This window comes from Brevundimonas sp. NPDC046655 (assembly GCF_044901625.1).
Taxonomy (GTDB): domain Bacteria; phylum Pseudomonadota; class Alphaproteobacteria; order Caulobacterales; family Caulobacteraceae; genus Brevundimonas.
Map to the genome: position 1 here is coordinate 73478 of NZ_JBJDPV010000003.1, position 23794 is coordinate 97271.

Annotated in this window: 20 protein-coding genes and 1 tRNA gene; 13 read left to right on the forward strand and 8 right to left on the reverse strand. The window is 68.7% G+C overall.

The window, feature by feature from the left end; genetic code table 11:
* Nucleotides 1–9: 9 nt before the first annotated feature.
* Nucleotides 10–915: an acyl-CoA desaturase gene (locus ACI2KI_RS10120; protein WP_404619737.1), complete on the reverse strand. Its 906-nt coding sequence runs from the start codon at nt 913–915 to the stop codon at nt 10–12.
* 90 nt (nt 916–1005) lie between these two features.
* Here ACI2KI_RS10120 and ACI2KI_RS10125 point away from each other — a divergent pair, with 90 nt between their 5' ends.
* The 3 genes from ACI2KI_RS10125 (at nt 1006) to ACI2KI_RS10135 (ending at nt 2736) form a co-directional block, all read left to right on the forward strand.
* Nucleotides 1006–1326 carry a metalloregulator ArsR/SmtB family transcription factor gene (locus ACI2KI_RS10125; RefSeq protein ID WP_404619739.1) on the forward strand — a complete coding sequence of 107 codons (321 nt, stop codon included), beginning with the start codon at nt 1006–1008 and terminating at the stop codon, nt 1324–1326.
* A 125-nt stretch (nt 1327–1451) separates the two neighbouring features.
* On the forward strand, nt 1452–1895 hold the full coding sequence (locus tag ACI2KI_RS10130) for a DUF350 domain-containing protein (RefSeq protein ID WP_292085385.1): 444 nt from the start codon (nt 1452–1454) through the stop codon (nt 1893–1895).
* Nucleotides 1896–1908: 13 nt separating this feature from the next.
* Complete coding sequence (locus ACI2KI_RS10135) at nt 1909–2736, forward strand: serine protease (RefSeq protein WP_404620253.1); 828 nt, start codon at nt 1909–1911, stop codon at nt 2734–2736.
* 173 nt (nt 2737–2909) lie between these two features.
* Here ACI2KI_RS10135 and ACI2KI_RS10140 read toward each other — a convergent pair whose 3' ends face one another.
* Both ACI2KI_RS10140 and ACI2KI_RS10145 read right to left on the reverse strand, forming a co-directional pair.
* Entirely contained in the window at nt 2910–5768 is a 2859-nt protein-coding gene (locus tag ACI2KI_RS10140; protein ID WP_404619741.1) for a M16 family metallopeptidase, read from the reverse strand.
* A gap of 118 nt (nt 5769–5886) precedes the next feature.
* Entirely contained in the window at nt 5887–6774 is an 888-nt protein-coding gene (locus ACI2KI_RS10145; RefSeq protein WP_404620255.1) for an isoaspartyl peptidase/L-asparaginase family protein, read from the reverse strand.
* Between the two features lie 184 nt (nt 6775–6958).
* On the opposite strand from ACI2KI_RS10145, the gene ACI2KI_RS10150 reads away from it, so the two are divergent.
* Genes ACI2KI_RS10150 through ACI2KI_RS10160 form a run of 3 tightly spaced genes read left to right on the forward strand, consistent with a single transcriptional unit; the run spans nt 6959 to nt 9384 of the window.
* Nucleotides 6959–7636, forward strand: coding sequence for a 2OG-Fe(II) oxygenase (locus tag ACI2KI_RS10150; RefSeq protein ID WP_404619743.1), 678 nt, complete (start codon nt 6959–6961; stop codon nt 7634–7636).
* 6 nt (nt 7637–7642) lie between these two features.
* A complete protein-coding gene (locus ACI2KI_RS10155; protein ID WP_404619745.1) occupies nt 7643–8644 on the forward strand; it encodes an NADPH:quinone oxidoreductase family protein in 1002 nt (333 codons plus the stop codon).
* Nucleotides 8641–9384 (forward strand): 2OG-Fe(II) oxygenase, encoded by a 744-nt coding sequence (locus tag ACI2KI_RS10160; protein ID WP_404619747.1) that lies wholly within the window; start codon nt 8641–8643, stop codon nt 9382–9384. Before ACI2KI_RS10155 ends, ACI2KI_RS10160 begins: the two co-directional genes overlap by 4 nt.
* Here ACI2KI_RS10160 and ACI2KI_RS10165 read toward each other — a convergent pair.
* Nucleotides 9381–9788, reverse strand: a complete 408-nt coding sequence (locus ACI2KI_RS10165; protein ID WP_404619749.1) for a YkvA family protein — start codon at nt 9786–9788, stop codon at nt 9381–9383. The genes ACI2KI_RS10160 and ACI2KI_RS10165 overlap by 4 nt on opposite strands.
* 55 nt (nt 9789–9843) lie before the next feature.
* On the opposite strand from ACI2KI_RS10165, the gene ACI2KI_RS10170 reads away from it, so the two are divergent.
* From ACI2KI_RS10170 to ACI2KI_RS10195, 6 genes are all read left to right on the forward strand, one after another.
* Nucleotides 9844–10626 (forward strand): SDR family oxidoreductase, encoded by a 783-nt coding sequence (locus ACI2KI_RS10170; RefSeq protein ID WP_404619751.1) that lies wholly within the window; start codon nt 9844–9846, stop codon nt 10624–10626.
* Nucleotides 10627–10901: 275 nt separating this feature from the next.
* Nucleotides 10902–10976: transfer RNA gene (locus ACI2KI_RS10175), tRNA-Gly, on the forward strand.
* Nucleotides 10977–11226: 250 nt separating this feature from the next.
* Nucleotides 11227–14025 carry a TonB-dependent receptor gene (locus ACI2KI_RS10180; protein WP_404619753.1) on the forward strand — a complete coding sequence of 933 codons (2799 nt, stop codon included), beginning with the start codon at nt 11227–11229 and terminating at the stop codon, nt 14023–14025.
* A gap of 205 nt (nt 14026–14230) precedes the next feature.
* Entirely contained in the window at nt 14231–15643 is a 1413-nt protein-coding gene (gene lpdA, locus ACI2KI_RS10185; protein ID WP_404619755.1) for a dihydrolipoyl dehydrogenase, read from the forward strand.
* A gap of 222 nt (nt 15644–15865) precedes the next feature.
* Entirely contained in the window at nt 15866–16999 is a 1134-nt protein-coding gene (locus ACI2KI_RS10190) for a methyltransferase domain-containing protein (RefSeq protein WP_404619757.1), read from the forward strand.
* A 316-nt stretch (nt 17000–17315) separates the two neighbouring features.
* Complete coding sequence (locus ACI2KI_RS10195) at nt 17316–18107, forward strand: SDR family oxidoreductase (protein WP_404619759.1); 792 nt, start codon at nt 17316–17318, stop codon at nt 18105–18107.
* Here the strand turns inward: ACI2KI_RS10195 and ACI2KI_RS10200 are convergent.
* The 4 genes from ACI2KI_RS10200 to fsa all read right to left on the reverse strand — a co-directional run bounded on the left by ACI2KI_RS10200 (nt 18094) and on the right by fsa (nt 21482).
* A complete protein-coding gene (locus tag ACI2KI_RS10200; RefSeq protein WP_404619761.1) occupies nt 18094–19113 on the reverse strand; it encodes an aspartyl protease family protein in 1020 nt (339 codons plus the stop codon). The two genes, ACI2KI_RS10195 and ACI2KI_RS10200, sit on opposite strands and share 14 nt — an antisense overlap.
* A 77-nt stretch (nt 19114–19190) precedes the next feature.
* Nucleotides 19191–20120 carry a tyrosine recombinase XerC gene (locus ACI2KI_RS10205; protein WP_404619763.1) on the reverse strand — a complete coding sequence of 310 codons (930 nt, stop codon included), beginning with the start codon at nt 20118–20120 and terminating at the stop codon, nt 19191–19193.
* On the reverse strand, nt 20102–20803 hold the full coding sequence (locus ACI2KI_RS10210) for a DUF484 family protein (RefSeq protein WP_404619765.1): 702 nt from the start codon (nt 20801–20803) through the stop codon (nt 20102–20104). The genes ACI2KI_RS10205 and ACI2KI_RS10210 overlap by 19 nt, the downstream gene beginning before the upstream one ends.
* A 25-nt stretch (nt 20804–20828) precedes the next feature.
* The gene (gene fsa, locus ACI2KI_RS10215; RefSeq protein ID WP_105563152.1) at nt 20829–21482 is read right to left on the reverse strand and encodes a fructose-6-phosphate aldolase; all 654 of its coding nucleotides are present in this window, start codon (nt 21480–21482) and stop codon (nt 20829–20831) included.
* A 30-nt stretch (nt 21483–21512) separates the two neighbouring features.
* Here fsa and ACI2KI_RS10220 point away from each other — a divergent pair, with 30 nt between their 5' ends.
* A complete protein-coding gene (locus ACI2KI_RS10220) occupies nt 21513–23675 on the forward strand; it encodes a primosomal protein N' (protein ID WP_404619768.1) in 2163 nt (720 codons plus the stop codon).
* Nucleotides 23676–23794: the final 119 nt, after the last annotated feature.

A 23794-nucleotide genomic window follows, 5' to 3' on the forward strand; every position in this document is an offset into this window, starting at 1 on the left:
TATCTTGGGCTAGCCTGCATTAGTGCCGTCGCCCTTTTGCTCATGCTCGCCGGCGTCCGTACGTTCCAGGCCAGGCCCAGCCGTTCCAGAAGCTGGATGAAGCGGAAGCCCCAGTCGCTCTGTCCGGGATAGAGGCCGATCCGCGCCGAGCCGGGCCAGGCGTGGTGGTTGTTGTGCCAGGCCTCGCCCATGGTGGGGATGGCGGCACAGCGCACGTCGTGGGCCTGGACCCCCCGCCTCGCGCACCAGCCAGGTCTGCAGCCCGCGTCGGTGGGCCAGGTGGCCGACGAACCAGTGGCCGATGACGCTGATCGACACGCGGGCGCAGACGCCCCAGACCACAAATCCCCAGCCGCCCATCAGCCACAAGACCGCCGCGACCGGCGCCTGCTGCAACATCCAGGTGCGCTCCAAAAACCGATAGAAGGGGTCGCGCCCGATGCGGCCCAGATCGAAGGTCGGCGGATGATCCAGCACCAGCCGGCCATGCATCTGCCAGACGGCGTCGACCGCCATCGGCCGCCGATGCGCCAGATAGTCGTGGCAGTCGTTCTGGCGTTGCGCCCAGTCGCGCAGGTCGTGGGTGCGGATCATCCAGAAGGGGCCGCTCATGCCCACGACCGTCCCGAACCAGACCAGCGTCCGTTCCAGCCACAGCGGGCAGTCGAAGCTGGCGTGGATCAGTCGCCGGTGAAACCCGACCGAATGGCCCAGCAGCAGGGTCGCGCCCGTGGTGACGACCAAGACGGCCAGGGCGCCGAGGCTGAAGGTCGCCGCGCCAAGGCTCAGCGTCGTCGCCAGCATGACGCTGTTCCACAGCGAGTGGACGGGGTCCCAGACGACGCGGCCGCTTACGGGGCTGCTGTGCGGCGTTTCGATCAGGCTGTTCACCGCGCAGGGATCGTGCTCGTCCATCGGGCCGCTCTGATAAGGTATTTAAGCAATAACTTAAACATTGAAGCGTCGGGCTGGCAAGCCCTTAGCAAATCACTTAAATAGCGAACCATGCAGCGCGTCTTTGAAGCCCTTTCCAGTCCTGTCCGGCGCAAGATCCTGGCCTATCTGGCCCACGCCGATCTGACGGCGGGCGAGATCGCGGCCAAGTTCGAGATTTCCAAGCCGGCGGTGTCGCAACACCTGTCGGTGCTGGAGGTCGCCGGTCTGGTGACCAGCGAGAAGAAGGGGCAGTACGTCCATTACAGTCTGGCGCCCGATCATCTCGCCAATACGCTGAACGGCTATGTTCAGGAGGTCTGCCCGGTGTCCAAGCCGTTGAAGCGGGAAAGCGCCGAGATCGCCAAGGGGCGACGGTCCGATGCTTCCTGACTGCAGCGTAACGCTGTTTTCCTGATCTGGTGTGGCCCCGGCGCCCTTGCGGAAGGGGCGGCGGATCGGGCAAGGCTTGTTTTGCTTTCGTTCTGTTTCAGCTGGAGGTTGCGGGCTCGCACATCATGGACGCGTCGTCTTTGCCCAGCGTGCTGTCGAGTCCCGAGGTTCAGGCCTTCGCCACCGGTTTTCCGATTCTGGTGCTGCATCTGGTCGTGACCTTCGGCCTGCTGGCGATCGGGGCGACGGTCTATGCCCTGCTGACGCCGTGGCGCGAGGTGGCGCTGATCCGTCAGGGCAATCCGGCCGCCGCCGTGGCCTTTTCCGGGGTGCTGGTCGGGCTGGCCATTCCGCTGGCCGTCTCCCTGTCGATCTCGACCTCGATCCGCGACATCGCCATCTGGGGCGTGGCGACGGTGGTGCTGCAACTGCTGGCCTTCCGCGTGGTCGACCTGCTGCTGACCGGCCTGCCGCAGCGCATCGAGAAGGGCGAGGTCGCCGCCGCCGTGGTGCTGGCGGGCGCCAAGCTGGCCACGGCCCTGATCCTGGCCGCCGCCCTGACGGGTTGAGGGCGGCGCCATGATGCGCTTTCCCCGTCTTCCCGACTGGACCATCTATGCGGCGGTGGTCGGCGCCTTGCTGATCGTGTCCCTGGGCCGACGTGAAAAGGCCGACGCCCCGCACCTGCCCGAGGACGATGAGGCCCATGGCCCCCTGCTGGGGCCGGTGACGCCGTTTGATCCCGCCGTCACCGTTTTCGCCCCCGAGGAGTCCGAACAGCCGACCTCCGGCACCGCCTTCTCCATCGCCGGCGACGGGCGGTGGGTTACGGCGCGCCATGTGGTCGAGGGCTGCCGGCGCCCGGCCCTGGTGATCGGCGGCGGGCGCGCCCTGGCCGCCGATGTGCGGCTGGCCGAACGCGCCGACGTGGCCTTGCTGCTGACCGAGGGCGGCCCGCCCGCCCTGCCGGTCGCCGTTCAGACCCCGTTGCGCAAGGGGCAGCGGGCTTTCCATCCGGGCTTCCCGCAGGGCAATCCCGGCGAGGTGGCCTCGCGCCTGCTGGGCCGCGAGACGCTGAAGGTCCGGGGGCGGGGCGAGCGCGATGAGCCGGTCCTGGCCTGGGCCGAGGCCGGGCGCACCAAGGGCCTGAAGGGAACGCTGTCGGGCCTGTCGGGGGCGCCGGTGCTGGACGGTCGGGGTCGGGTTCTGGGCGTGACCATCGCCGAGGCGCCGCGTCGCGGCCTGATCTACACCACGGCGCCCGACACCTTCGTTCCCGCCATTCGCGGCGAGCAGCGGGCCGATGAAAAGGCCCTGGGCGAAGAGGTTAACACCGACAACTACGGCAAGGTCGCTGACCGTCTGCGGCGCGACCTGCGCGTGGCCCAGGTGGTCTGCCTGACGGCGTAAAGCCTCTCTCGATCCTCCCCTGCGTAGTTGGGGGGGGCCATGCGCAGCATGGTGGAGGGGGCGGCTTGGGGCCGCGGTTTGTTCAATCAAGCGCGGTGAGAAGGTTCGCCCCTTCCACCGCTACGCGGTCCCCCTCCCCCGTCGCGATGCGACAGGGGAGGAAAGAGGCTGCCCTACTTCAGCGTCGCGCTGTTCAGGTTCAGGTCGGTCAGGGGGATGACCTCCACGTTGGGGTACTTGGCCCGCAGGGCGTCGATGAACTTGGATGCGTCCCCGACGATAACCAGGCTGGCGCGGTCAGTGGGCAGGTGTTCGGCGAAGGCGGCCTCGACCTGTTGCGGGGTGACCGAACGGACGCGCCCGGCGTAGTCGGCCAGGTCGCTCATCGGCAGGTCATAGAGAGCGAGGTTGGCGACCAGACCGCCCAGACCGTCCACCGTCTCCAGCGAGCGTCCGAAGCCGCCGATCAGCGCGGCGCGGCGCGGGGCCAGTTCGGCCTCGGTGGCCGGGGCGCTCCCCAGCTTGCCGACCTCGGCCAGGATCAGGTCGGCCACCTCGGTCGCCGTCTCGTTCTTGGTCTGGGTCGAGGCGGTGAAGACGCCGACGTCCTGCTGGGCGCCGACCGAGGAGCGGGCGCCGTAGGACAGACCGCGCTTGATGCGGATTTCCTGATTGAGGCGCGAGGAGAAGCCGCCGCCCAGCAAGGTGTTGCCGAGCGTCAGCGGGAAGTAGTCGGCGTCGGCGCGCTTGATGCCGCGGATGGCGGCGGTGACTGCGGCCTGACCTGCGCCCGGCTGGTCGATGACGACGATGCGCGGCGCCAGGGTCTGGCCGGCCTTGGCGACCGGAGGAGGGGCGGCGGTCGCCGGATCACGCCAGTCGCCGAAGGCGGCCTGAGCCAGTTCACGGGCCTCGGCGGGGGTCACGGCGCCCGAGAAGACGATGGTGGCCTGCGACGGGCGATAGCGGGCGGCGTGGAAGGCGGCCACGTCGTCGCGGGTGATGGCCGGCACGCTGGTCAGGGTGCCGCCGCCGGGCGCGCCGTAGGGGGCGTCGCCGTAGACGACGCGGCCGACCGACTGGGCGGCGATGGAGCCGGGCTGGCTGAGGGCCACGCGCAGGCCGTCCAGGGTCTGCGACTGCTGACGTTCCAGCTCCTCGGCGGCGAAGGCCGGGTTGCGCACCAGATCGGCCATCAGGGCCAGCGAGCGGCCGAACACGTCCTTGGGGGCGTTGGCGTAGACATTGGTGAAGTCCGCGCCCGAGCCCGCGCCGATGTTGGCGCCCAGCTGTTCGATGGCGGTGGCGATCTCGGGCGCCGACTTCGTCTTGGTGCCCTGGGTCAGCAGGCTGGCGGTCATGGAGGCGACGCCCGGCTTGCCCGCCGGGTCGTTGGCTGAACCGGCGTTGAAGTTCAGGCGGGCCGAAACCAGGGGCAGGCCCTCGGTCGGGGCGACCAGAACCCGCATGCCGTTGTCCAGGCGGAAGTCGGCGACGGCGGGGGTGGCGGGGGCGACTTCCGCGCCCGGCTGGGGCAGGCGGGCGCGCTCGGCTTCCGGCAGCAGGACGGCGACCGGGCCGGCCGGGGCCAGTTCGGCCACGGTGACGGGGGCGTCGACGTTCATCTTCTGCACGCTGGCCGGATGGGCCTCGTCGGCGGGCAGGTAGTTGATGGTGATCTGGCGCTGCGGCGTCAGGTAGCGGCGGGCCACGCGCTGCACGTCGGCGGCGGTGACGGCCTGGATCTCGGCGATCTCGCGGTCGGCGGCGGTGGCGTCGCCAGTCATGATCAGGGCCATGCCCAGCGTCGTGGCGCGGTCGTCGATGCTCTCGCGGCCACGCAGCGCATTGGCGACCAACTCGTTCTTGGCCTCGCTCAGTTCGGCGGCGGTGACGGGGGCGTCACGCAGGCGGGCAATCTCGGCCTCGAGGGCCGTCTTGCCAGCCTCGACCGTCTGGCCGTCGGCCATGATGGCGTAGGCGGTCAGATTGCCGGCCTGCTGGGCGAAGTCGGGGTTGGAGCCGATCGAGGCGGCGATCTGCTTGTCGTAGACCAGCGAGCGGTAGAGACGGCTCGATTCGCCGGTGGACAGCACCCCGTCCAGCACGGTCAGGGCGGCGCGGTCGGCGTCGCGATAGGCGACCGTGTTCCAGGCCAGCACGACGGCGGGCAGGGGCACGTTGGGCGCGTAGTAGGTGGCGGTGCGCGGGCCGGTCGGCTCCGGCTCTTTCACATCATTCACGGGCATAGGCGTCGTCGGACGTTTCAGCGGGGCGAAGTATTCGTTCACCCAGCCGTCCAACTGGGCCTCATCGAAGTTCCCCGCCACGATCAGCATGGCGTTGTCGGGCCGGTAGTAGGTGGCGTGGAAGCGCAGCACGTCGTCCAGGGTCGAGGCGTTCAACTCCTCGATCGAACCGATGCCCGGACGGCGGTAGGGGTGGTCCTGATAGATGGTCTCGGGCGTGAACAGGCCGAACAGGCGGCCATAGGGGCTGGCCAGAATCCGCTGGCGGTATTCCTCCTTCACGACGTCGCGCTCGGAGACGAAGGTGGCTTCATCGACCACCAGCGACCCCATGCGGTCGGCCTCGGCGAAGAGGATGCGCTGCAGGTGGTTGGCCGGAACGACCTCGTAATAGGCGGTGACGTCGTCGGCGGTGAAGGCGTTGTTCATGCCGCCGACGTCCTCGGTCAGACGGTCGAAGGTCTCCGACGGCATGTTCTTCGTCGCCTTGAACAGCAGGTGTTCGAACAGGTGGGCGAAGCCCGAGCGGCCGGCCGGATCGTCCTTGGACCCGACGCGGTACCAGACCTGTACCGTGACGTTCGAGGTCGAGGCGTCGCGCGCCGTATAGACCTCCATGCCGTTGGCCAGCACGCGCTTGGTAAAGCCGAGCGGCGGCACGGCCACCCCGCCCTGGGCGGCGGCGGTTGCGGTCGCGGGCGCCGCGCTTTCGGCGAAGGCGGCGGCGGGCAGGCCCAGCAGCAGGGCCGAGGCGCAGGCGGTCAGGATCAGGCGGGTCTTCATGGGCGTCAGGTTCCGGTCGCCCCTCAAGCAGCGCCGGGGGCAGGTTGACCGGACCCTATCAGCGTCAAATCCCGCCGCGCACCTTACGGCTCTGTAATGAAGCGCGGCGGGTGCGGCCTCAGGCCGGCTGGTCGAAGACCTGAACCCCGATCGCGCCATCGGTCGTCAGCCAGGCGCGTTTCATGCCCTGGCTGTTGTAGGGCTGGGCGATGTTGCCCTCGCGGTCCAGGGCGATCAGGCCGCCGTCGCCGCCCAGACCGCCGATGCGGTCGATGGTCGCCTGCGACGCCTCGGCCAGCGACTGGCCCGCGGCCACGCCGAAGGCGGTGCGGGCGGCGGCGGCGACGCGGATGAAATACTCGCCCTGGCCGGTGCAGGAGACGGCCGCATGGTCGTCGGCCCAGGTCCCGGCGGCGGGGACGGGGGTGTCGCCGACGCGGCCCGGCATCTTGCCGAAGACGCCCGCGGTCGATGTGGCGGCGGCCAGGCGGCCCTGGCTGTCCAGAACGCAGCAGCCGACGGTGCCGTGGCTGAGGCCGCCGGGCGGGTGGTTGTCCTCGCCCTTGCCGGCGCGGGTGAACCAGGCCTCTTCGTCGCCGATCGGCTCCAGTCCCTGATCATGGGCGAACAGGGCGGCGCCTTCTCCGGCCAGCATGACGTGGGGGGTGCGGTCCATGACGGCGCGGGCGGCGACGACCGGGTTGCGGAAACCCTGCAGGGCCGCGACGGCGCCGGCCTTGCCCGAAGCGCCGTCCATGAGACTGGCGTCCAACTCATAGGCGCCCGCCAGGTTGGGCGAGGCGCCGCGTCCGGCGACATAGAGGCCGGAGTCTTCCAGCATGACCACGGCCTCGACGGCAACGTCGACGGCGGAGGCCCCGGCGTCCAGCCGCGCCTTCATCGCCTCGACCACCTGGCGCATATGGGCGACCTCGGCGTCGTAGTTGCGCTCGCGCCGGGCCCCGGCGCCGCCGTGGAGGATGAGGGCGGTTTTGGCAGTCATGATCTTTACCTCGGCGAAGCGAGCCTGTTAGCGTTATCGACAGGGGAGGCGCAACCATGACCGACGCTCGTATCGGCACGCACCAGTGAACAGTCTTGCAACAGGCGCGGTCTGGCGACCGCGTATTGATCCAGCCTTGCGTGCGAATCAACTCGGGCCTGCGTTTCGTCGCTTTGGCCGGATACACGTGCCGGGCTTTCTGAGCCCCGAGGACGCCGTGAGGCTTCATCAGGCTCTTGCGACCGAAAAGCTGTGGCTGCGGAGCACCATGAGCGGCCGGCAGAATGTCGATATTCCCGTCGAGGCTATCAATGGCATGCGCCCAGAGCAGCAGGCGGGGCTTATGGCTGCGTCCCATGACGAAGCGGCTGCGGTTCTCGGCCAGCCAGGCAGCCTGCACTACATGTTCGACACGGTTCGGATCGATACGGCGATCGTCCGCGGCGATTGGGTCAATCCCCTCTATAACGCTTTCTACCGCTTCCTGAACGGACCTGAGTTCCTCGGTTTCATCCGCGATCTGACGGGGACGAACGAGGCGCGGTACGTCGATGCGCGAGCCACCAGGTTTCTGCCCGGGCATTACCTGACAGAGCATGACGACTATCAGCCGGGCCGGGCGAGGCTGTTCGCCTATGTTTTGAATCTCACGCCGCACTGGCGTTCTGACTGGGGCGGTCTGCTTAACTTCATTGATGAAGACGGCCATCTGGCGGAGGCCTACGCCCCGCGCATGAACGCCCTCAATCTGTTCAGCGTACCGCAAAACCACTCGGTCAGCTTTGTGACCCCCTTTGCGACAGCGCCACGCTACTCGATCACGGGCTGGATCCGTGCCGACGAGCCCTCCCCCAGCAAGGATTAAGAGAATATGCGCGCAGTCCTGTCCAGGGCCGTCGGCGGCCCTGATAGCCTTGTCGTCGAGGAGATCATGGACCCCACGCCCAAGCCGGGCGAGGTGGTGATCGAGGTCAAGGCGGTGGGGATCAACTACCCCGACACCCTGATCATCGAGGACAGGTACCAGTTCAAGCCCGAGCGCCCCTTCTCGCCGGGCGGCGAGGTGGCGGGCGTGGTCGATGCGGTGGGCGAGGGCGTCAAGGGCGTGTTCAAGGGCGACCGCGTCATCGCCGTGCCCGGCTGGGGCGGCCTGGTCGAGCGTCTGGCGGTCCCGGCCAGCAGCCTGATCCCCATGCCCGAGGGCATGAGCTTTGAGGAAGCCGCCGCCCTGACCATGACCTATGGCACCAGCTATTACGCGCTGAAGGACCGGGCGAACCTGCAGCCGGGGGAGACCCTGCTGGTGCTGGGGGCCGCCGGGGGCGTCGGGGCCGCCGCCGTCGAACTGGGCAAGGCCATGGGGGCGCGCGTGGTCGCCGCCGCCTCGACCAACGACAAGGTGGAGTTCGCCCTGGAACTGGGGGCTGACAATGGCCTGATCTATCCGTCCGGGCCCATGGACAAGGCGGCGCAGAAGGCGCTGTCGGGCGAGTTGAAGTTGGCCACCGGCCGCGACGGCGCCGACGTGGTCTATGACGCGGTCGGCGGCGACTACGCCGAGCCGGCCCTGCGGGCGATGGACTGGAACGGCCGCTATCTGGTGGTCGGCTTCCCGGCGGGCATCCCGTCCCTGCCGCTGAACCTGACCCTGCTGAAGTCGGTCTCCGTGATCGGGGTCTTCTGGGGCGCGGCGGTGGGGCGCGATCCCAAGGCCCACGCGGCCAACATGGCCGAGCTGATGCAGTTGTGGAAGGACGGCAAGATCAAGCCGCGCGTCAGCCGCACCTACCCGCTGGAGGACGCCCACGACGCCATCAAGGCCCTCGGCGACCGGACGGCCATGGGCAAGATCGTCGTGACGACCGACGAATGAGCAGGCTTCTCGATCCGGCTTTGAAACTGGCGGTAGGCGAGGCGGACGTCGCCGCCGCCGCCGAGCGTCTGGCCCGCACCGGCCGCACCCGCGTGCCCGGCCTGTTCGGCGACGGGGCCGAGGTCCTGCACGCGGCGGTGCTTGCGCCCGAGCAGCCCTGGGTTCGCACCTTCCTCAACCCGCTGGGGGCCGACATTCCGGTGGCGACGCTGGATGCATCCTCGCCCGAGGACCAGGCCCATGTGACGCAACAAGCCTACGCCGGGGCGACCGAGGGGCTGCAGTTCCTGTTCGATCGCCTGCGGTTGGGGCCCGCGCGCGAGGCGGGGGCGGCGACGCCCCAGGTTCTGTTCGACCTGCTGGACCTGTTCAACACCAAGGCCTTTCTGGACTTCGCGCGCCGCCTGACCGGCGACGACCGCATCGCCTTTTCCGACGGCCAGGTGACCCGCTATCTGCCGGGGCATTTCCTCAACCGCCACAGCGACGCCAATCCGAAGACCGAGCGGCTCTACGCCTATGTGCTGAACCTGTCGCCGGGCTGGCGGGCGGAGTGGGGCGGCCTGCTGCAGTTCCTCGACGCGGGCGGCGACATCACAGAGACCTTCGTCCCCAGCTTCGGCGCCCTGAACGTCTTCGCCGTGCCGCAGATGCACGCGGTCTCGACGGTTGCGCCGTTCGCAGGCGGGCCGCGTTACTCCGTCACCGGCTGGTGGCGGGCCAAGCCGCTGGATCGCTAGGCCTTCGCTTCGTCACGCACCTTTTTCAGCGCGGCCTCGGCCTGGTCGTGGTGCTTGCGCTTCACGTGGGCGCCGAGGGTCGCCAGGACGGCGGCGATCACCGCCGCGTCGTCCGTGAAGCCGATCCCGGCGAAGACGTCTGGAATGGCGTCCACCGGCATGACGAAATAGGCCAGGGCGCCCAGCATCACGCCCTTGGCCGCCATCGGGGTCTGCGGGTCCTGGGTGGCGTACCAGGCGGCCAGGGCCTGCCCTGCGAAGGGGATGCGCGAGGCGGTGCTGCGAAGCTTGGGCCAGAAGCCCTTCCGGACACGCATTTCATTGACCCTCTGAACCGTGGGGACCAAGGCCTTTTCAGGGTTGATCGCCTCGGTGGGGGAAGCGGGTTTGGCTTTGGCGGTCATGGCCGCTAAATCCTCGCGCAGACACTCGGTTCACCAGAATATAGGGACGATCTTCATGAAACTCGACGGTTCGATTGCGGCGGTGGTGACGGGCGGGGCTTCGGGCCTGGGCGAAGGCACGGCGCGGGCCCTGGCGGCCAAGGGCGTCAAGGTCGCCCTGTTCGACCTCAACGAGGAGCGCGGCGAAGAGATCGCCAGGGAGATCGGCGGCGTCTTCTGCAAGGTGGACGTGACCTCGGACGAGAGCGTCGCCGCCGGCTTCGTCAAGGCCCGCGCCGCCCACGGCCAGGAGCGCCTGACGGTCAACTGCGCCGGCATCGCCACGGGCCAGAAGACCGTGTCGCGCAACCGCGAGACGCAAGAGCCGCGCGCCCACGACATGGCCCAGTTCGAGCGCACCGTCTCGATCAACCTGTTCGGCACCTTCCGCGTCCTGTCGCAGTCGGCGGCGGGCATGGTGACGCTAGAGCCGATGGAAGACGGCGAGCGCGGCCTGATCGTCAACACCGCCTCGGTCGCGGCCCAGGACGGCCAGATCGGCCAGGCCGCCTATTCGGCCTCCAAGGGCGGCGTCTACGCCATGACCCTGCCGGTGGCGCGCGACCTGATGAACGAGGGCGTGCGGGTCAACACCATCCTGCCCGGCATCATGTGGACGCCGATGATGGCGGGCATGGACCAGAAGGTGCAGGACGCCCTGGCCGCCATGATCCCCTTCCCCAAGCGTCTGGGCACCCCGGCCGACTATGCGGCCCTGGCCCTGCACCTGGCCGAGAACACCTACATCAACGGCGAATGCATCCGTCTGGACGGGGCCATTCGGCTGGCTCCGCGCTGATCCTCAGCGCGGCTGAAGCCGCTATCGCCCGCCGCGCGGCGGCTCGCCGCTTGAGCGGGTTGGTGCGGAGCGATCATCCGTAGCGGTCATTTTGAACGGCCCTCGCAGCCTTCCTTTCGGGGATGTTGCGGGGGCCGTTTGCGTTTGAAATTTCAGAGCTATTCGAAAAAATGCAGCGGAAAAGCGGAAAATGAAAAAAGGGGGTTGCGCGTTCTGAGAAGGGTCGGCTAAAAGCCCCTCCTCGACGGGGCGCAGCACACTGTTCCCTACGGAGTGCGGGCGTAGCTCAGGGGTAGAGCACAACCTTGCCAAGGTTGGGGTCGGGCGTTCGAATCGCCTCGCCCGCTCCATGTCGAGACTGGAACACGGGGTCCGATCGAAAGATCGGGCCCCGTTTCGCGTTCAGGCTCCGACGTTCCCGTGACGATCTGATTTCTCCGAAATGACAGTCCCTCCGTTTCTGGAGGATTTGTCGCGTCTCTGTGGTCCGTTCGCAGATTCCTTTTCGTGAAACCGTCGCGGCCGCGTCGCCGCACGTCGTTAGCCAGCCCACCCCATGGACCGGAGCGTGACGCGCCCCGGCGAACGGGGATGACTGAAATGAAACTTCGCCTTCTGCTGAGCGCCGCTATTTTGCCGCTCACCTTCGCTGTGGCCGCCCAGGCCGCCGAAGTCGCGCCCAGCGCCGCGATCGAGCCGGCGGGCGACGGCCTGTTCGGCCGCGTGGTCTCCGCTGACGGCTCGCCCCTGCCGGGCGCCGAGATCATCGTTCGCGGCTCGGGCCGCCGCGCCGTCTCCAATACCCAGGGCGAGTTCAGCCTGCCGGGCCTGACCGGCGATGTGGTGCTGGACGTGCGCTATATCGGCCTGCCGCACGCCAGCCAGTCGGTGGTGCTGACCCCGGGCCGCGCGGCGCAGGTCACGGTGACCCTGGGCGGCGACGATGTGACCACGGTGGCCGACGTGGTGGTGACGGGCGTCATCACCGACGGCGTGGCCCGTTCGCTGAACCAGCAGAAGAACGCCGACGGCACGATCAACGTCCTGTCGTCCGACGCTATCGGCCGTTACCCCGACCCCAACGTGGCCGAGTCGCTTCAGCGCGTCCCCGGCATCGCCATCCAGCGCGACCAGGGCGAGGGCCGCTACATCAACGTGCGCGGCGCGCCCTCCGCCTTCACCGCCGTGTCGGTGGACGGCGTGACCGTGCCGGCCGTCGATCCCGGCACCCGCGCGGTCGACCTGGACACCCTGCCGAGCGACATCGTCTCCAACATCGAGGTCTCCAAGACTCTGCTGCCCAGTCAGGACGCCGACTCCATCGCCGGCGCCGTCAACATCAAGACCCGCTCGCCCTTCGACACGCGCCGTCTGGCCTTCAGCGGCTACGCCGGCGGCAGCTACAATGACTACGGCGGCGACGATGTTCGCGCCGGGGCCACGGTCTCGAACATCTTCGGTCCGAACCAGACCTTCGGCGCTCTGCTGTCGCTCAGCTACTCCGAGACCAACCGCCGTCCCGAGAACATTGAGAACGCCTGGGTTGAGGAAGACGGCGTCTTCGTGCTCGAGGAGACCCTGTTCAAGCAGTATGAGACCCAGCGCACCCGTCAGGCCCTGACCGGCGCCCTGGAGTGGCGTCCGACCGACCAGACCCGCCTTTATGTCCGCGGGTCCTACGCCGACTTCGAGGACGACGAATACCGCAACACCCTGATCCTGGGTTACGCCGACGGCGCCCTGCAGCCGGGCGCGACCAATACGACCGCGACCTATACCGGGGCCCGCATCTATCGGGGCCTGCGTCACCGCACCCAGAACAACGAGATCACCACCCTGGTCCTGGGCGGCGAGCACAGCTTTGACAACGGCATGGTCTGGGACGCCGACCTGTCCTGGGCCAACAGCGAGCAGACCTATCCGCACCGCGATGAACTGATCTATCGCTCCAGCGCGACCACGCTGAGCTACGACACGCGCAACCACTACGCCCCGAGCTACTTCTATGCGCCGGGCAATCCGATCTTCGGCGACACGGCGAGCGGCTTCTTCGCCACGCCCGGCAACTTCTCGTTCCGCGAGAACACCTTCCGCTCCAACACGACCCAGCAGGAAGACGTCGCCTTCCGCACCAACCTGGAAATCCCCAGCCAGTTCGCCGGTCGCGAGGTCGCCTGGAAGTTCGGCCTGAAGTACGCCTCCCGCGAGGTCGACGCCGATGAAGAGCGTCAGCGCGACCGCGCCGCCTCGGCCAACCCGGGCACGCTCGCCTCTCTGTGGGGCGACGCCCAGGGCAGCAACTTCGGTTATCGTCTCGGCGCCCAATACGACAAGGGACTGGTCGACGCCTATCTGGCTGCCGCCAAGGCCGCCTCGCCGCGCCGGATGCCTGACTCGCTGACGGCGGACTACACGGCCCAGGAAGACATCCTGGCCGGCTATGGTCAGGCCCGCTTCGATGTCGGCGCGACCAACATCACCGTCGGTCTGCGTGTCGAACAGACGAACTTCGACGGCTCGGCCCCGACCGTGATCGACGGCGCGCTTTCGACCGCCGCCGTCAGCCGCGACGACACCGAGTTCTTCCCCAACCTGACCGTCCGTCACGCCTTCAACGACAACCTGATCGGTCGTGTCGCCCTGACGCGCTCGATCTCGCGTCCGGAGTTCAGCCAGATCGTTCCGCGCCGCGTCGAGGAAACGGACGGCCTGGACATCTCCTACGAGATCGGCAACCCGGACCTTCAGCCGACCCTGTCGAACAACTTCGACGCGGGTCTGGAGTACTACTTCGCCTCGCTGGGCGTGGTGTCGGCCAATGTCTTCTACAAGGACCTCAGCGACTATCGCTACATCTTGAACTACACCGAGGATCTGGCGAGCGGCGGCGAGGCTGACTTCGAGACCCCGATCAACGCGCCCGAGGGCCACCTGATGGGTCTGGAGCTGAACTGGCAGCAGAAGTTCGGCTTCCTGCCGGGCTGGATGTCGGGCTTCGGCGTCTTCGCCAACTTCACGGTCACGGACGCCGAGATCAAGACGGCCCAGAACTACGGCGGTCGCGACACCTTCGCCCTGCCGGGGCAGTCGGACACCAACTACAACGCAGCCCTCTTCTACGAGATGGGCGGCTTCTCGGCTCGCCTGTCCTACACCAAGCGCAGCGACTATCTGGAAGAGATCAACGCCGACACGGCCGACCTCGACCTCTATGTCGAAGGCCGCGAGCAGCTGGACTTCACCGCCAGCTACGACTTCAGCAACGGCGTCGAGGTCTTCGGCGAGGCCAAGAACCTGACCGACTCGGCCGGGATCAAATACTACGGCTCGCGCGAGCGGACCTATGAGTACGAGAAGTTCGGCTACAACGCCTTCGTCGGCGTGCGCTTCAAGTACTGATCGCTTCGGTCAACGAACCACGGAGGGCCGGGCGGCGACGCCCGGCCCTTTGCCGTGCGGAACGGGGCATTGCAGCTTTGGCTTTCGTCGGCATGGCCCCGGGTGCAATCCGGTCCTATATGGAGCCTGGCGGTTGACCCCGCCGGGGTCGGCGCTAGTGTCCGCGCCGTTTCCTTCCCAGCGCCAGACCGATCAGAGGATATCCATGGCCGACGCCGCTCCCCAGACCTACGACGTAGTGATCATCGGCGGCGGGCCGGGCGGCTACAACGCCGCCATTCGCGCCGGTCAGTTGGGTCTGAAGGTCGCCATCATCGAAATGCGCGCCACGCTTGGCGGCACCTGCCTGAACGTCGGCTGCATGCCGTCCAAGGCCCTGCTGCACGCCTCGGAGCTCTATGAGGCCGCCAACACCGAATTCGCCGGCATCGGCATCGAGGTGAAGCCCAAGCTGAACCTGGCCCAGATGCACAAGGCCAAGGACGACAGCGTCGAAGCCCTGACCAAGGGCATCGAGTTCCTGATGAAGAAGAACAAGGTAGTCTGGCTCAAGGGCCGCGGCCGCATCGCCGGACCGGGCAAGGTCGAGGTCGAGGCCGCCGACGGCGCCAAGACGACCTATGAGACCAGGAACATCGTCATCGCCACCGGCTCCGAGCCGACTCCGCTGCCGGGCGTCGCCTTCGAGGACGGAAAGGTCATCGACAGCACCGGCGCCCTCTTCCTGCCCAAGGTGCCCAAGAACCTGATCGTCATCGGCGCGGGCGTCATCGGTCTGGAGCTGGGTTCGGTCTGGCGTCGTCTGGGCGCGCAGGTGACGGTCGTCGAGTTCCTCGACAAGGTCGGCGCCGGCATGGACGCCGAGGTCGCCACCGCCTTCCAGCGCGGCCTGACCAAGCAGGGCATGACCTTCCGCATGGGCACCAAGGTGACCGCTGCGACCTCGACCAAGGACGGCGTCGAGCTGACGATCGAGCCGGCTGCCGGCGGCGCCGCTGAAACCCTGAAGGGCGACGTGGTTCTGGTGGCCATCGGCCGTCGTCCCTACACCGCCGGTCTGGGTCTGGAGACGGTCGGCATCGAGACCGACAAGCGCGGCGTCATCCCCAACGACCACTTCAAGACCACGGCGCCGGGCGTCTGGGTCATCGGCGACGTCACCTATGGCCCGATGCTGGCGCACAAGGCCGAGGAAGACGCCGTAGCCGTGATCGAACTGATCGCCGGCAAGCCCGGCCACGTCGACTACGACCTGGTCCCCAGCGTCATCTACACCGGCCCCGAAGTGGCCTGGGTCGGCAAGAACGAAGAGCAGCTGAAGGCTGCGGGCGTCGCCTTCAAGAAGGGCAAGTTCCCCTTCGCCGCCAACAGCCGCGCCAAGATCAACCACGAGACCGAGGGCTTCGTGAAGGTCCTGGCCGACGCGACGACCGACAAGGTCCTGGGCGTCCACATCTATGGCCCGCAAGCCGGTGAGCTGATCGGCGAGGCCTGCATGACCATGGCCTTCGGCGGTTCGTCGGAAGACATCGCCCGCACCTGCCACTCCCACCCGACCCGCTCGGAAGCCGTCCGCCAGGCGGCCATGGCCGTCGAAGGCTGGGCCATGCAGGCTTAAAACTAGGCCCTCAGCCCGAACGCATCACGGCGCGCTCCGCAAGGGGCGCGCCGTTTTCGTTGGGGGGCTCTCGATGGTGAGACGAAACGTCGCAGGCGCCGGGTCGCAACGACGCGGCCGGGCCCGCGCTTACGTCCTGATCGCATAGGTCGCCTCAAGGCCTTGCGTTCCCATCATCCGGTTTCATCCCGCCCTGACGGCGGCGCGCATAGGAGCAGGCTCATGGGCCGGTCGGCGACCGTCGCCCCAGCCGATGAGGCGTGGACATCGACGCAGCCGGGGCGGCGTCGTGCGGCTGTTGATGCGCCGCCGGCTCTGGCGAGCCTGTGGCGCTGTCCGCGGTGTCGTGGCGGACTGGCTCGTGTCGCCGAGCGACTGGACTGCGTCGCCTGCGGCCATCGCTATGGTCAGGTCGACGGGATCCCCGATCTGAGGGTTCCCGGCCCCAGCTGGATCGACATCGAGGAGGATCTCAGGACGGCGCGTGAGATCGCGGCGCTGGACCTGGACGTGGAGGATCTGGTTCGCGCGGTCTACGCGCGGCGGTCCGCCTGGAGCGAGGATCTGGTGCGAATGAGGACGCGGCAGGTTCTGGACGCGCCGCGACGGCTTCAGAAGGATGTCGAGAGTTGGCTGGGCGAAGCGGTGTCTCAAGATGCGTGGCTCGATCTGGGCTGCGGGCCCGGCATGTTGCTGGCCGCCGCCGCCGGCCTGAAGGGGCCGGGGGCCGGCGTGGGCGTGGACGTGTCGATGACCTGGCTGGTGGTGGCCAAGCGGTTGATCCAGGCCCATGGCGGGACGCCGATTCTGGCCGCCGGGCTGGCTGAGGCTCTGCCTTTTTCAGACGGCGCCCTGTCGGGTGTGGTCTCCCTCGACGTGATCGAGCACGTCGACAGGCCCGATGCCTTTCTGAGCGAGATCGACCGCGTCGTGCGCCCCGGCGGACGACTGGCGCTCAGCACCCCCAACCGTTTCAGCCTGTCGCCGGAGCCCCACGTCATGGTCTGGGGGGTGGGTCTGCTGCCGCGCCGTCACCAGGCCCGCTATGTCGCCTGGCGCAGCGGCAAGGCCTATGTCTCGACCTGTCTGATGAGCAGCGCCGAACTGGGCCGAAAGCTCAGGCGATGCACCCGCTTCGCCGCCCGCATCCTCATCCCGCCTGTGCCTGACGAGGAGGTGGCGCGCTTTCGTCCGCTCAAGGCCCGGCTGGCCCGGCTCTACAACAGCATCGCCGCCGCGCCTGCCCTGCGGGCCGTCTTCCTGACCATAGGGCCCTTTTTCCAGATAGTCGGGGTCAAGGTCCATGCGCCGGGGTCTCAGCGGGGCGTTCGAGGGGCGCGGCCTTGGGTCGCATAGCGGCCCTACGCCGTTCATAGATCAATACGCGCTCCTTGGAAGGAGCCTCCGAATGAAAGCCATGACCCTCAAGGTCGTGATCGGCATTGGCGCGGCGGCGTTGATGGCTGGATTGGCGCTCATGATCTGGGCCGGCTTCGCCATGTCGGTTCATGGCGGCTGAGCAAAGGCTGTCGCCGGGACCAAGGCTGCCAAAGCGTAAACCGGCGCCGGCTCTGGACCGCCTGACCGTAAAATCGTCTCCTGCCCGCTCGTAATCGGCGGCGGTCGCGCCCATGTCCGGGGGCGACCCCGTCAACGGCATCGGATCATCGGCATGGACCTGCAACTCACCGGCAAGCGCGCTCTCGTGTGCGGCGGCTCCAGCGGCCTGGGACGGGCCGTGGCGACGGCCCTTGTGGCCGAGGGGGCGCATGTGGCCCTGCTGTCGCGCGATGCGGTCAAGCTTCAGGCCGTGGCCGATGAGCTGAACGCCATGGGGCCGGGCAAGGCGGTGATCGCCCCCGCCGATCTGGCCGACCATGAGGGCTTGCTGAGGGCGGTGGAGGAGGCCGAGGCCGCCCTGGGCGGACCGATCCAGATTCTGCTGAACAACACCGGGGGCCCGCCGCCGTCGGGCGTGGCGGGTCTCGAACCGGTGCTGTGGCGCGAGCAGTTCGAGGCCATGGTGCTTTCGGTCTTCCGCCTGACGGACCGGGTGCTGCCGGGCATGCGGGCCATGGGTTGGGGGCGGATCCTGAACGTCGCCTCCACCTCCGTGATAGAGCCCATCGGGACGCTGGGCGTGTCCAACACCCTGCGCGCCTCGGTCGCGGCCTGGGCCAAGACCCTGGCGGGCGAGGTCGCGATCAACGGGGTGACGGTCAATACCCTGCTGCCGGGCCGGATCGACACCCCGCGCATCGAGCGTCTGGACGCCGCCCGCGCCGCCGCCACCGGGGTCGAACCCGCCGAGGCGCGCGCTGAATCGGTGAAGTCGATCCCGGCGGGCCGCATTGGCGCGACCGAGGAGTTCGGCGCCGTGGCCGCCTTCCTGGCCAGTCCTCTGGCGGGCTATGTCACCGGGTCCCTGATCCGCATCGACGGCGGCGCCGTCAGGGCGATCTGAGCGGCGGAGGTTTGATCAGTTCGCCCAGGCTGATGCGCGACTGGCCGTAGTCGAGGGTGATGCGACTGAACCGGGTCAGAATGTCGGCCCCCAGCAGAAGCGCAGGCTGGTCGGCCAGGCCCAGCACGCGAAAGGCGTGGAGGTCGCCGAACAGCAGGGGCGTGGCGCCCAGCTCGCGGCGCGCCAACCGCAGGTTCGACACCGCGCCGCTATCGACCATCAGCGACTGGCCAATGACGCCATAGACGCGGATGGATTGCCGCGCGGCGGGGCCGATCCGGGCGTCGATGGCCCGCATCAGGGCCAGGTTGCCGATCGAGTACTGAGCCCCGCTGTCCACGAACGCCACGGTCGGGACACCCTCGACCTGGACATTGGTCAGGAACAGCTGGCCGAAGCGCCCGCTGCGCGCTGGGGTGATGTTGGAGGGCATTCGGCTGGCCACGCCGTTGAAGAAGAACCCGCGTTCGTCCACGTCGGGACCCGACGGCGTCATCATGGCGCGACGTCGGCGCACCTCCAGCGTCAGGCGAAAGCGTGACAGGACGTCAAGACCCAGCAGCCCGTCGGCGCCCAGCACCGCGAAGGGGAAGACCGGAGGCGTCAGGTTGGTGAAGCGCCGGCCCGAAAAATCCAGCCTGGGCAGACGTACGGTCCGCACCACCTCCGCCGCCGTGATGCCGTGGACCAGTACAGGCGGCCCGGGCGCCAGGTCCAACTCGTCCGCCAGGCGATCCGAAATCGCCGTCCGCTCTGCGCCGGTGTCGATGACGAACACGGGGTCGCGCAAACTGCCGACGTCGACCCTGGCTCCCAGCCGTGTCAGCAGGTTTTCCAGCAGGCGTGCGGCTTCCTGGGCCTCAGGCGGAGGCGGTTCAGGCGGGAGTGAAGCAGGCGGCGGCCGGGTTTGAGCGTCGGCTTTGACTGGCAGCCACAGCGCCGCGGCGCCGCCCGCTGACAGGGCGAGGGCGGTGCGACGGGACGGAACGGGATCTGGTCGGCGCACAGGCCTGTCTCCACACCGTAATCGATCCCCGTTCGGACAATAGGCGCTGTTCGTCGTCGTTGGATAGCCTTGCTGCGTCAGCCCTTGGGATGGGCCTCGGCGTAGGCGGCCAGCAGGCGGGCGGCGTCGACCTGGGTGTATTTCTGGGTGGTGGACAGGCTGGCGTGGCCCAGCAACTCCTGGATCGAGCGCAGGTCGGCCCCGGCCCCCAATAGGTGGGTGGCGAAGCTGTGGCGCAGGGCGTGGGGCGTGGCCGATTCGGGCAGGCCAAGGCGCCCGCGCAGCCGCTGGACCGTGGCCTGGACGTGTCGGGGGCTTAAGGGCCCGCCGCGCTTGGCGCGAAACAGGGGCTGGTCGGCCTCCAGGACGAAGGGCTGTGCGGCCAGATAGGCGTCCACCGCTTCGCGCACCTGGGGCAGGACCGGGGGCAGCCGCATCTTGCCGCCCTTGCCGGTGATGCGCAGGGCGTCGGGCAGGGGGGCGTCGGACCGTTTCAGCGACAGGGCCTCGGAGATCCGCAGCCCGCAGCCGTAGAGCAGGGTCAGGACCGCGCGGTCGCGCGCGGCCTCCCACGGCTCCATGTCGGGGTCGGCCTCGGGTTCGTGCAGCAGGCCCTTGGCCTGATCCTCGGTGACGGGGCGGGGCAGGGAGGGCTTGACGCGCGGGCCACGCACCAGGGCCAATTGCGGCGCGGGCGTGCCGCAGCGTCGGTCGAGGAAGGCGTGGAAGCCCCGGATGGCGGCGAGCGTCTGGCTCAGCGAGCGGGCGTTCAGGGGGCGGTCGCCGCTGCGGCGCTCGGCCAGATGGGCGCGGACCTCGGCGGCGGTGACGGCGCCGAGATCAGTCGGTGTCTGCGACCCGCCGCGATGGCGTTCGAGGAAGGCGACATAGAGCCGGCCTATGTGGCCATAGGCCTCCAGCGTGCGGGGCGACAGGCGACGCTCGTGCGCCAGATGCTCGAGCCAGGCGAGGAGGGCCTCTGACGCTGTCAGGCCTGCGTCGGCCATCGCTCGGCCATGCGTTCCACCACGCGGGTGATGAAGGCCACCAGTTCGCAGCCCATGGCCGGGGTGAAGCCGTCGTCCTCAAACGAGCCGAAGGCGCACAGGGCCGGGCGTGCGCCGTTGGAACCGGGCAGATGCAGGCTCATGCGGACCAGAGCCACCGACTTCACCTCGCCCTCGGCGGGGCCGAACAGGTCGAGGCCGGTGAAGTTGGGGCCGAGCCATTCCAGACCGTCGTCGCCCAGCAGGGCGTCGACGCGGCCCGGCTCCAGCGCCTTCCAGCCGAAGGGCACGACACCGGGTTTTTCCATGGCGATGGCGCCGCCCGCCAGACCGAAGCGGGCCTGGGCCGTGGCGTCCAACTGACGCGACAGTTCGGCGTGGCTGGTCGCCTCCATCAGGTCCAGGGCCGAGACGTGCGTCTGGGTCTGGGCGGCGAAGTTGGCGCGGGCGATCTCTTCGATCTGCTTCCTCGCGCCAGCCTCGCGCTGGACCACGGCCTCCAGTCGGGTCAGGGCCGCGCGGCCGAAATCGACCACGTTGCGGCCCGTGGCGCGCAGGCCCAGTTCTTCCAGCAGGGTGCGGTCGTCCAGCAGACGATCGGGATGGGCGTTCAGCCAGGCCCGCACCTCGGGCCAGTGAAGGCCCTCGGCGGCGTCGGAAGAGAGGTCCAGGGAAGTGCTCAAGCGGACCTCTTTTGCGGGTCGGGATCTACAGAATGGACTGACCGGTCTTGCCCCAGTCCGCCAGGAAGGCATCAAGCCCCTTGTCGGTTAACGGGTGCTTTACCAAGGCCTTGAAAGTGTCCGCCGGCAGGGTGGCCGCGTCAGCGCCGGCGATAGCCGCAGCGGTGACGTGGTCAGGGTTGCGCAGGGACGCGGCCAGGATCTCGGTGTCGAAATCATGGATGTCGTAGAGGGCGCGTATTTCCTCCAGCAGGCCCACGCCGTCGGCGCCGACGTCTTCCAGACGGCCGACGAAGGGCGAGATGAAGGTGGCGCCCGCCTTGGCGGCCAGCATGGCCTGGGCGGCCGAGAAGCAGAGGGTGACGTTGGTCTTGATCCCCTTGTCGGCGAAGGCCCGCGTGGCGCGCAGCCCGTCCCAGGTCAGGGGCAGTTTGACGACCACGTTGGGGGCGATGGCGGCCAGCTTGTCGCCCTCCTTCACCATGGTCTCGAAATCGGTCGCCACGGCCTCGGCGGAAATCGGCCCCTCGACGAGGGCGCAAATCTCAGCGATGACCTCGGCGATGTTCCGACCCGACTTGGCGATCAGCGACGGATTGGTGGTGACGCCGTCCACCATCCCGGTGGGCAGCATGTCCTTGATGACGGCGACGTCGGCGGTGTCGAGAAAGAGTTTCATGCCTGGGATGCTAGCCCTTTGGGACGCGCGGTGAAAGTCGCCTCCGTCCTCATTCCCCTGCCGGTGCCCGAGGCCTTCGATTACGAGGTCCCGGAAGGCCTGACGGCGGTGCGCGGCGATCAGGTGACGGTGCCGCTGGGGCCGCGTCTGATCCGGGGCGTGGTGGCCGAGGTGTTCGAGACGACCGGCTCCAACCGCAAGCTGAAGGCGGTCGAGCAGGTGCTGGCCGATCCGCGCCTGCCGGAACGGACGCTGGACTTCGTCGAATGGGCGGCGCGCTGGACCCTGAGCCCGCCGGGCGAGATGGCGGCCACAGCCCTGAAGGGCCTGCGCGCGCCGCGCCCACGGCCCGAGCGACGGGTCAGGCGCGTCGAGGGGCGCAGCCCCGCCCGTCCCACGGCGACGCGGACGGCGGTGCTGGAGGCTCTGGGCCAGAGATCGATGACGGCGGCCGATCTGGCGCGCGCGGCTGATGTCTCGGCGGGCGTGGTGAAGGGGCTGGTCGACGAGGGCGTGCTGACGGTGATCGAGATCGAAGCGGTCGCCGCCTTCGACGCCCCTGATCCCGACCATGCCCCCGCCAGCCTGAACCCGGATCAGGCGGCCTCGGCGACGGCCGTCGCGGACGCCGTGGCTAAGGGCGGCTTCGCGCCCTTCCTGCTGGACGGGGTGACAGGCTCGGGGAAGACCGAGGCCTATCTGGAGGCGGCGGCGCGGGCGCTGCGGCATGATCCGACCGCGCAAATTCTGATCCTGCTGCCCGAAATCGCCCTGACCCAGGCGGTGATCGAACGCATCGCCGCCCGCTTCGGCGTCACCCCCGCCGAATGGCATTCGGGCGTCGCCCCGCCCAGGCGCCGCCAGGTCTGGGAGGCGGTGGTCGCCGGGCGCTGCAACATCGTGGTCGGGGCGCGCTCGGCCCTCTTCCTGCCCTACGCCAATCTGAGGCTGGTGGTTGTGGACGAGGAGCACGACGGCTCGTTCAAGCAGGAAGAGGGTCTGGTTTATCATGGCCGCGATCTGGCTGTGGCCCGCAGCCGCATCGAGGGGGCGACCGTGGTCCTGGCCTCGGCCACCCCGTCGCTGGAGACGTTGTGGAACGCGCGTCAGGGCCGCTATGGCTGGCTGAAGCTGGCGGCGCGGCACGGGGCGGCGGTCCTGCCGGACATCGAACTGGTCGATCTACGGACCTGTCCGCCCGACCCGCAGACCTGGCTGTCCCAGCCGCTGCGCGACGCCATCGGCGAGACCTTCGCCAGGGGCGAACAGAGCCTGCTCTTCCTCAACCGGCGCGGTTACGCCCCCGTCGTCCTGTGCCGCGCCTGCGGCCACCGGCTGACGGCGCCGGATACGGATTCATGGCTGGTCGAGCATCGCTACACCGGGCGGCTGGTCTGTCACCTGACGGGCTTCTCGATGATTAAGCCCAAGCTCTGTCCGTCGTGCGGGGCCGAGGATTCGCTGGTGCCGGTCGGGCCGGGCGTCGAGCGGGTCGAGGAGGAGGTGCGTCGGCTCTTCCCCGAGGCGCGCACCGCCATCTTCAGCTCCGACACCTTGCCGGACGGTCAGTCGGCGCGCGCCCTGATCCAGTCGATGGCCGAGGGCGAGATCGACATTCTGGTGGCCACGCAGGCCGCAGCGAAAGGCCACAACTTCCCGCGCCTGACGCTGGTCGGCGTGGTGGACGCGGACCTCGGCCTGCGCGGCGGCGACCTGCGGGCCGCGGAACGGACCTATCAACTGTTGGCCCAGGCCACGGGGCGAGCGGGGCGGGCGGACAAGCCGGGGCGCGCCCTGTTGCAGACCTGGACGCCGGAACACCCGGTGCTGATGGCCCTGGCGGCGGGCGACCGGGACGCCTTCGTCGAGGCCGAGATGGGCGAGCGCGAGGCGGCGTCGCTGCCGCCGCACGGGCGTCTGGCGGCGATCATCCTGTCCAGCGAGAACGCCATGGCGGTCGAGAAGGTCGCCCGCGATCTGGCCGAGGCCATCCCCAACACCGAGCGGCTGGAGGTCTATGGCCCCGCCGATGCGCCTCTGGCCCTGGTGCGCGGACGACGGCGGAAACGGCTGCTGGTCCGGGCCGACCGGGATGTGAACCTGCAGGCCTTCCTGCGCGCCTGGCTGGCGCGGGTGAAGGTCCCGGCCTCGGTGCGGCTGACGGTGGATGTGGATCCATATAGCTTCTTGTAGGGCGCTAACGCTCGCGACGCGGTCGCTCGCTGCTTGAGCGAAGAGCCGCTCCATATCCGCCGTCATCCTTGGGCTTGACCCGAGGATCGGATTGTCCGCCTGCGCGACAAGGGAAACAG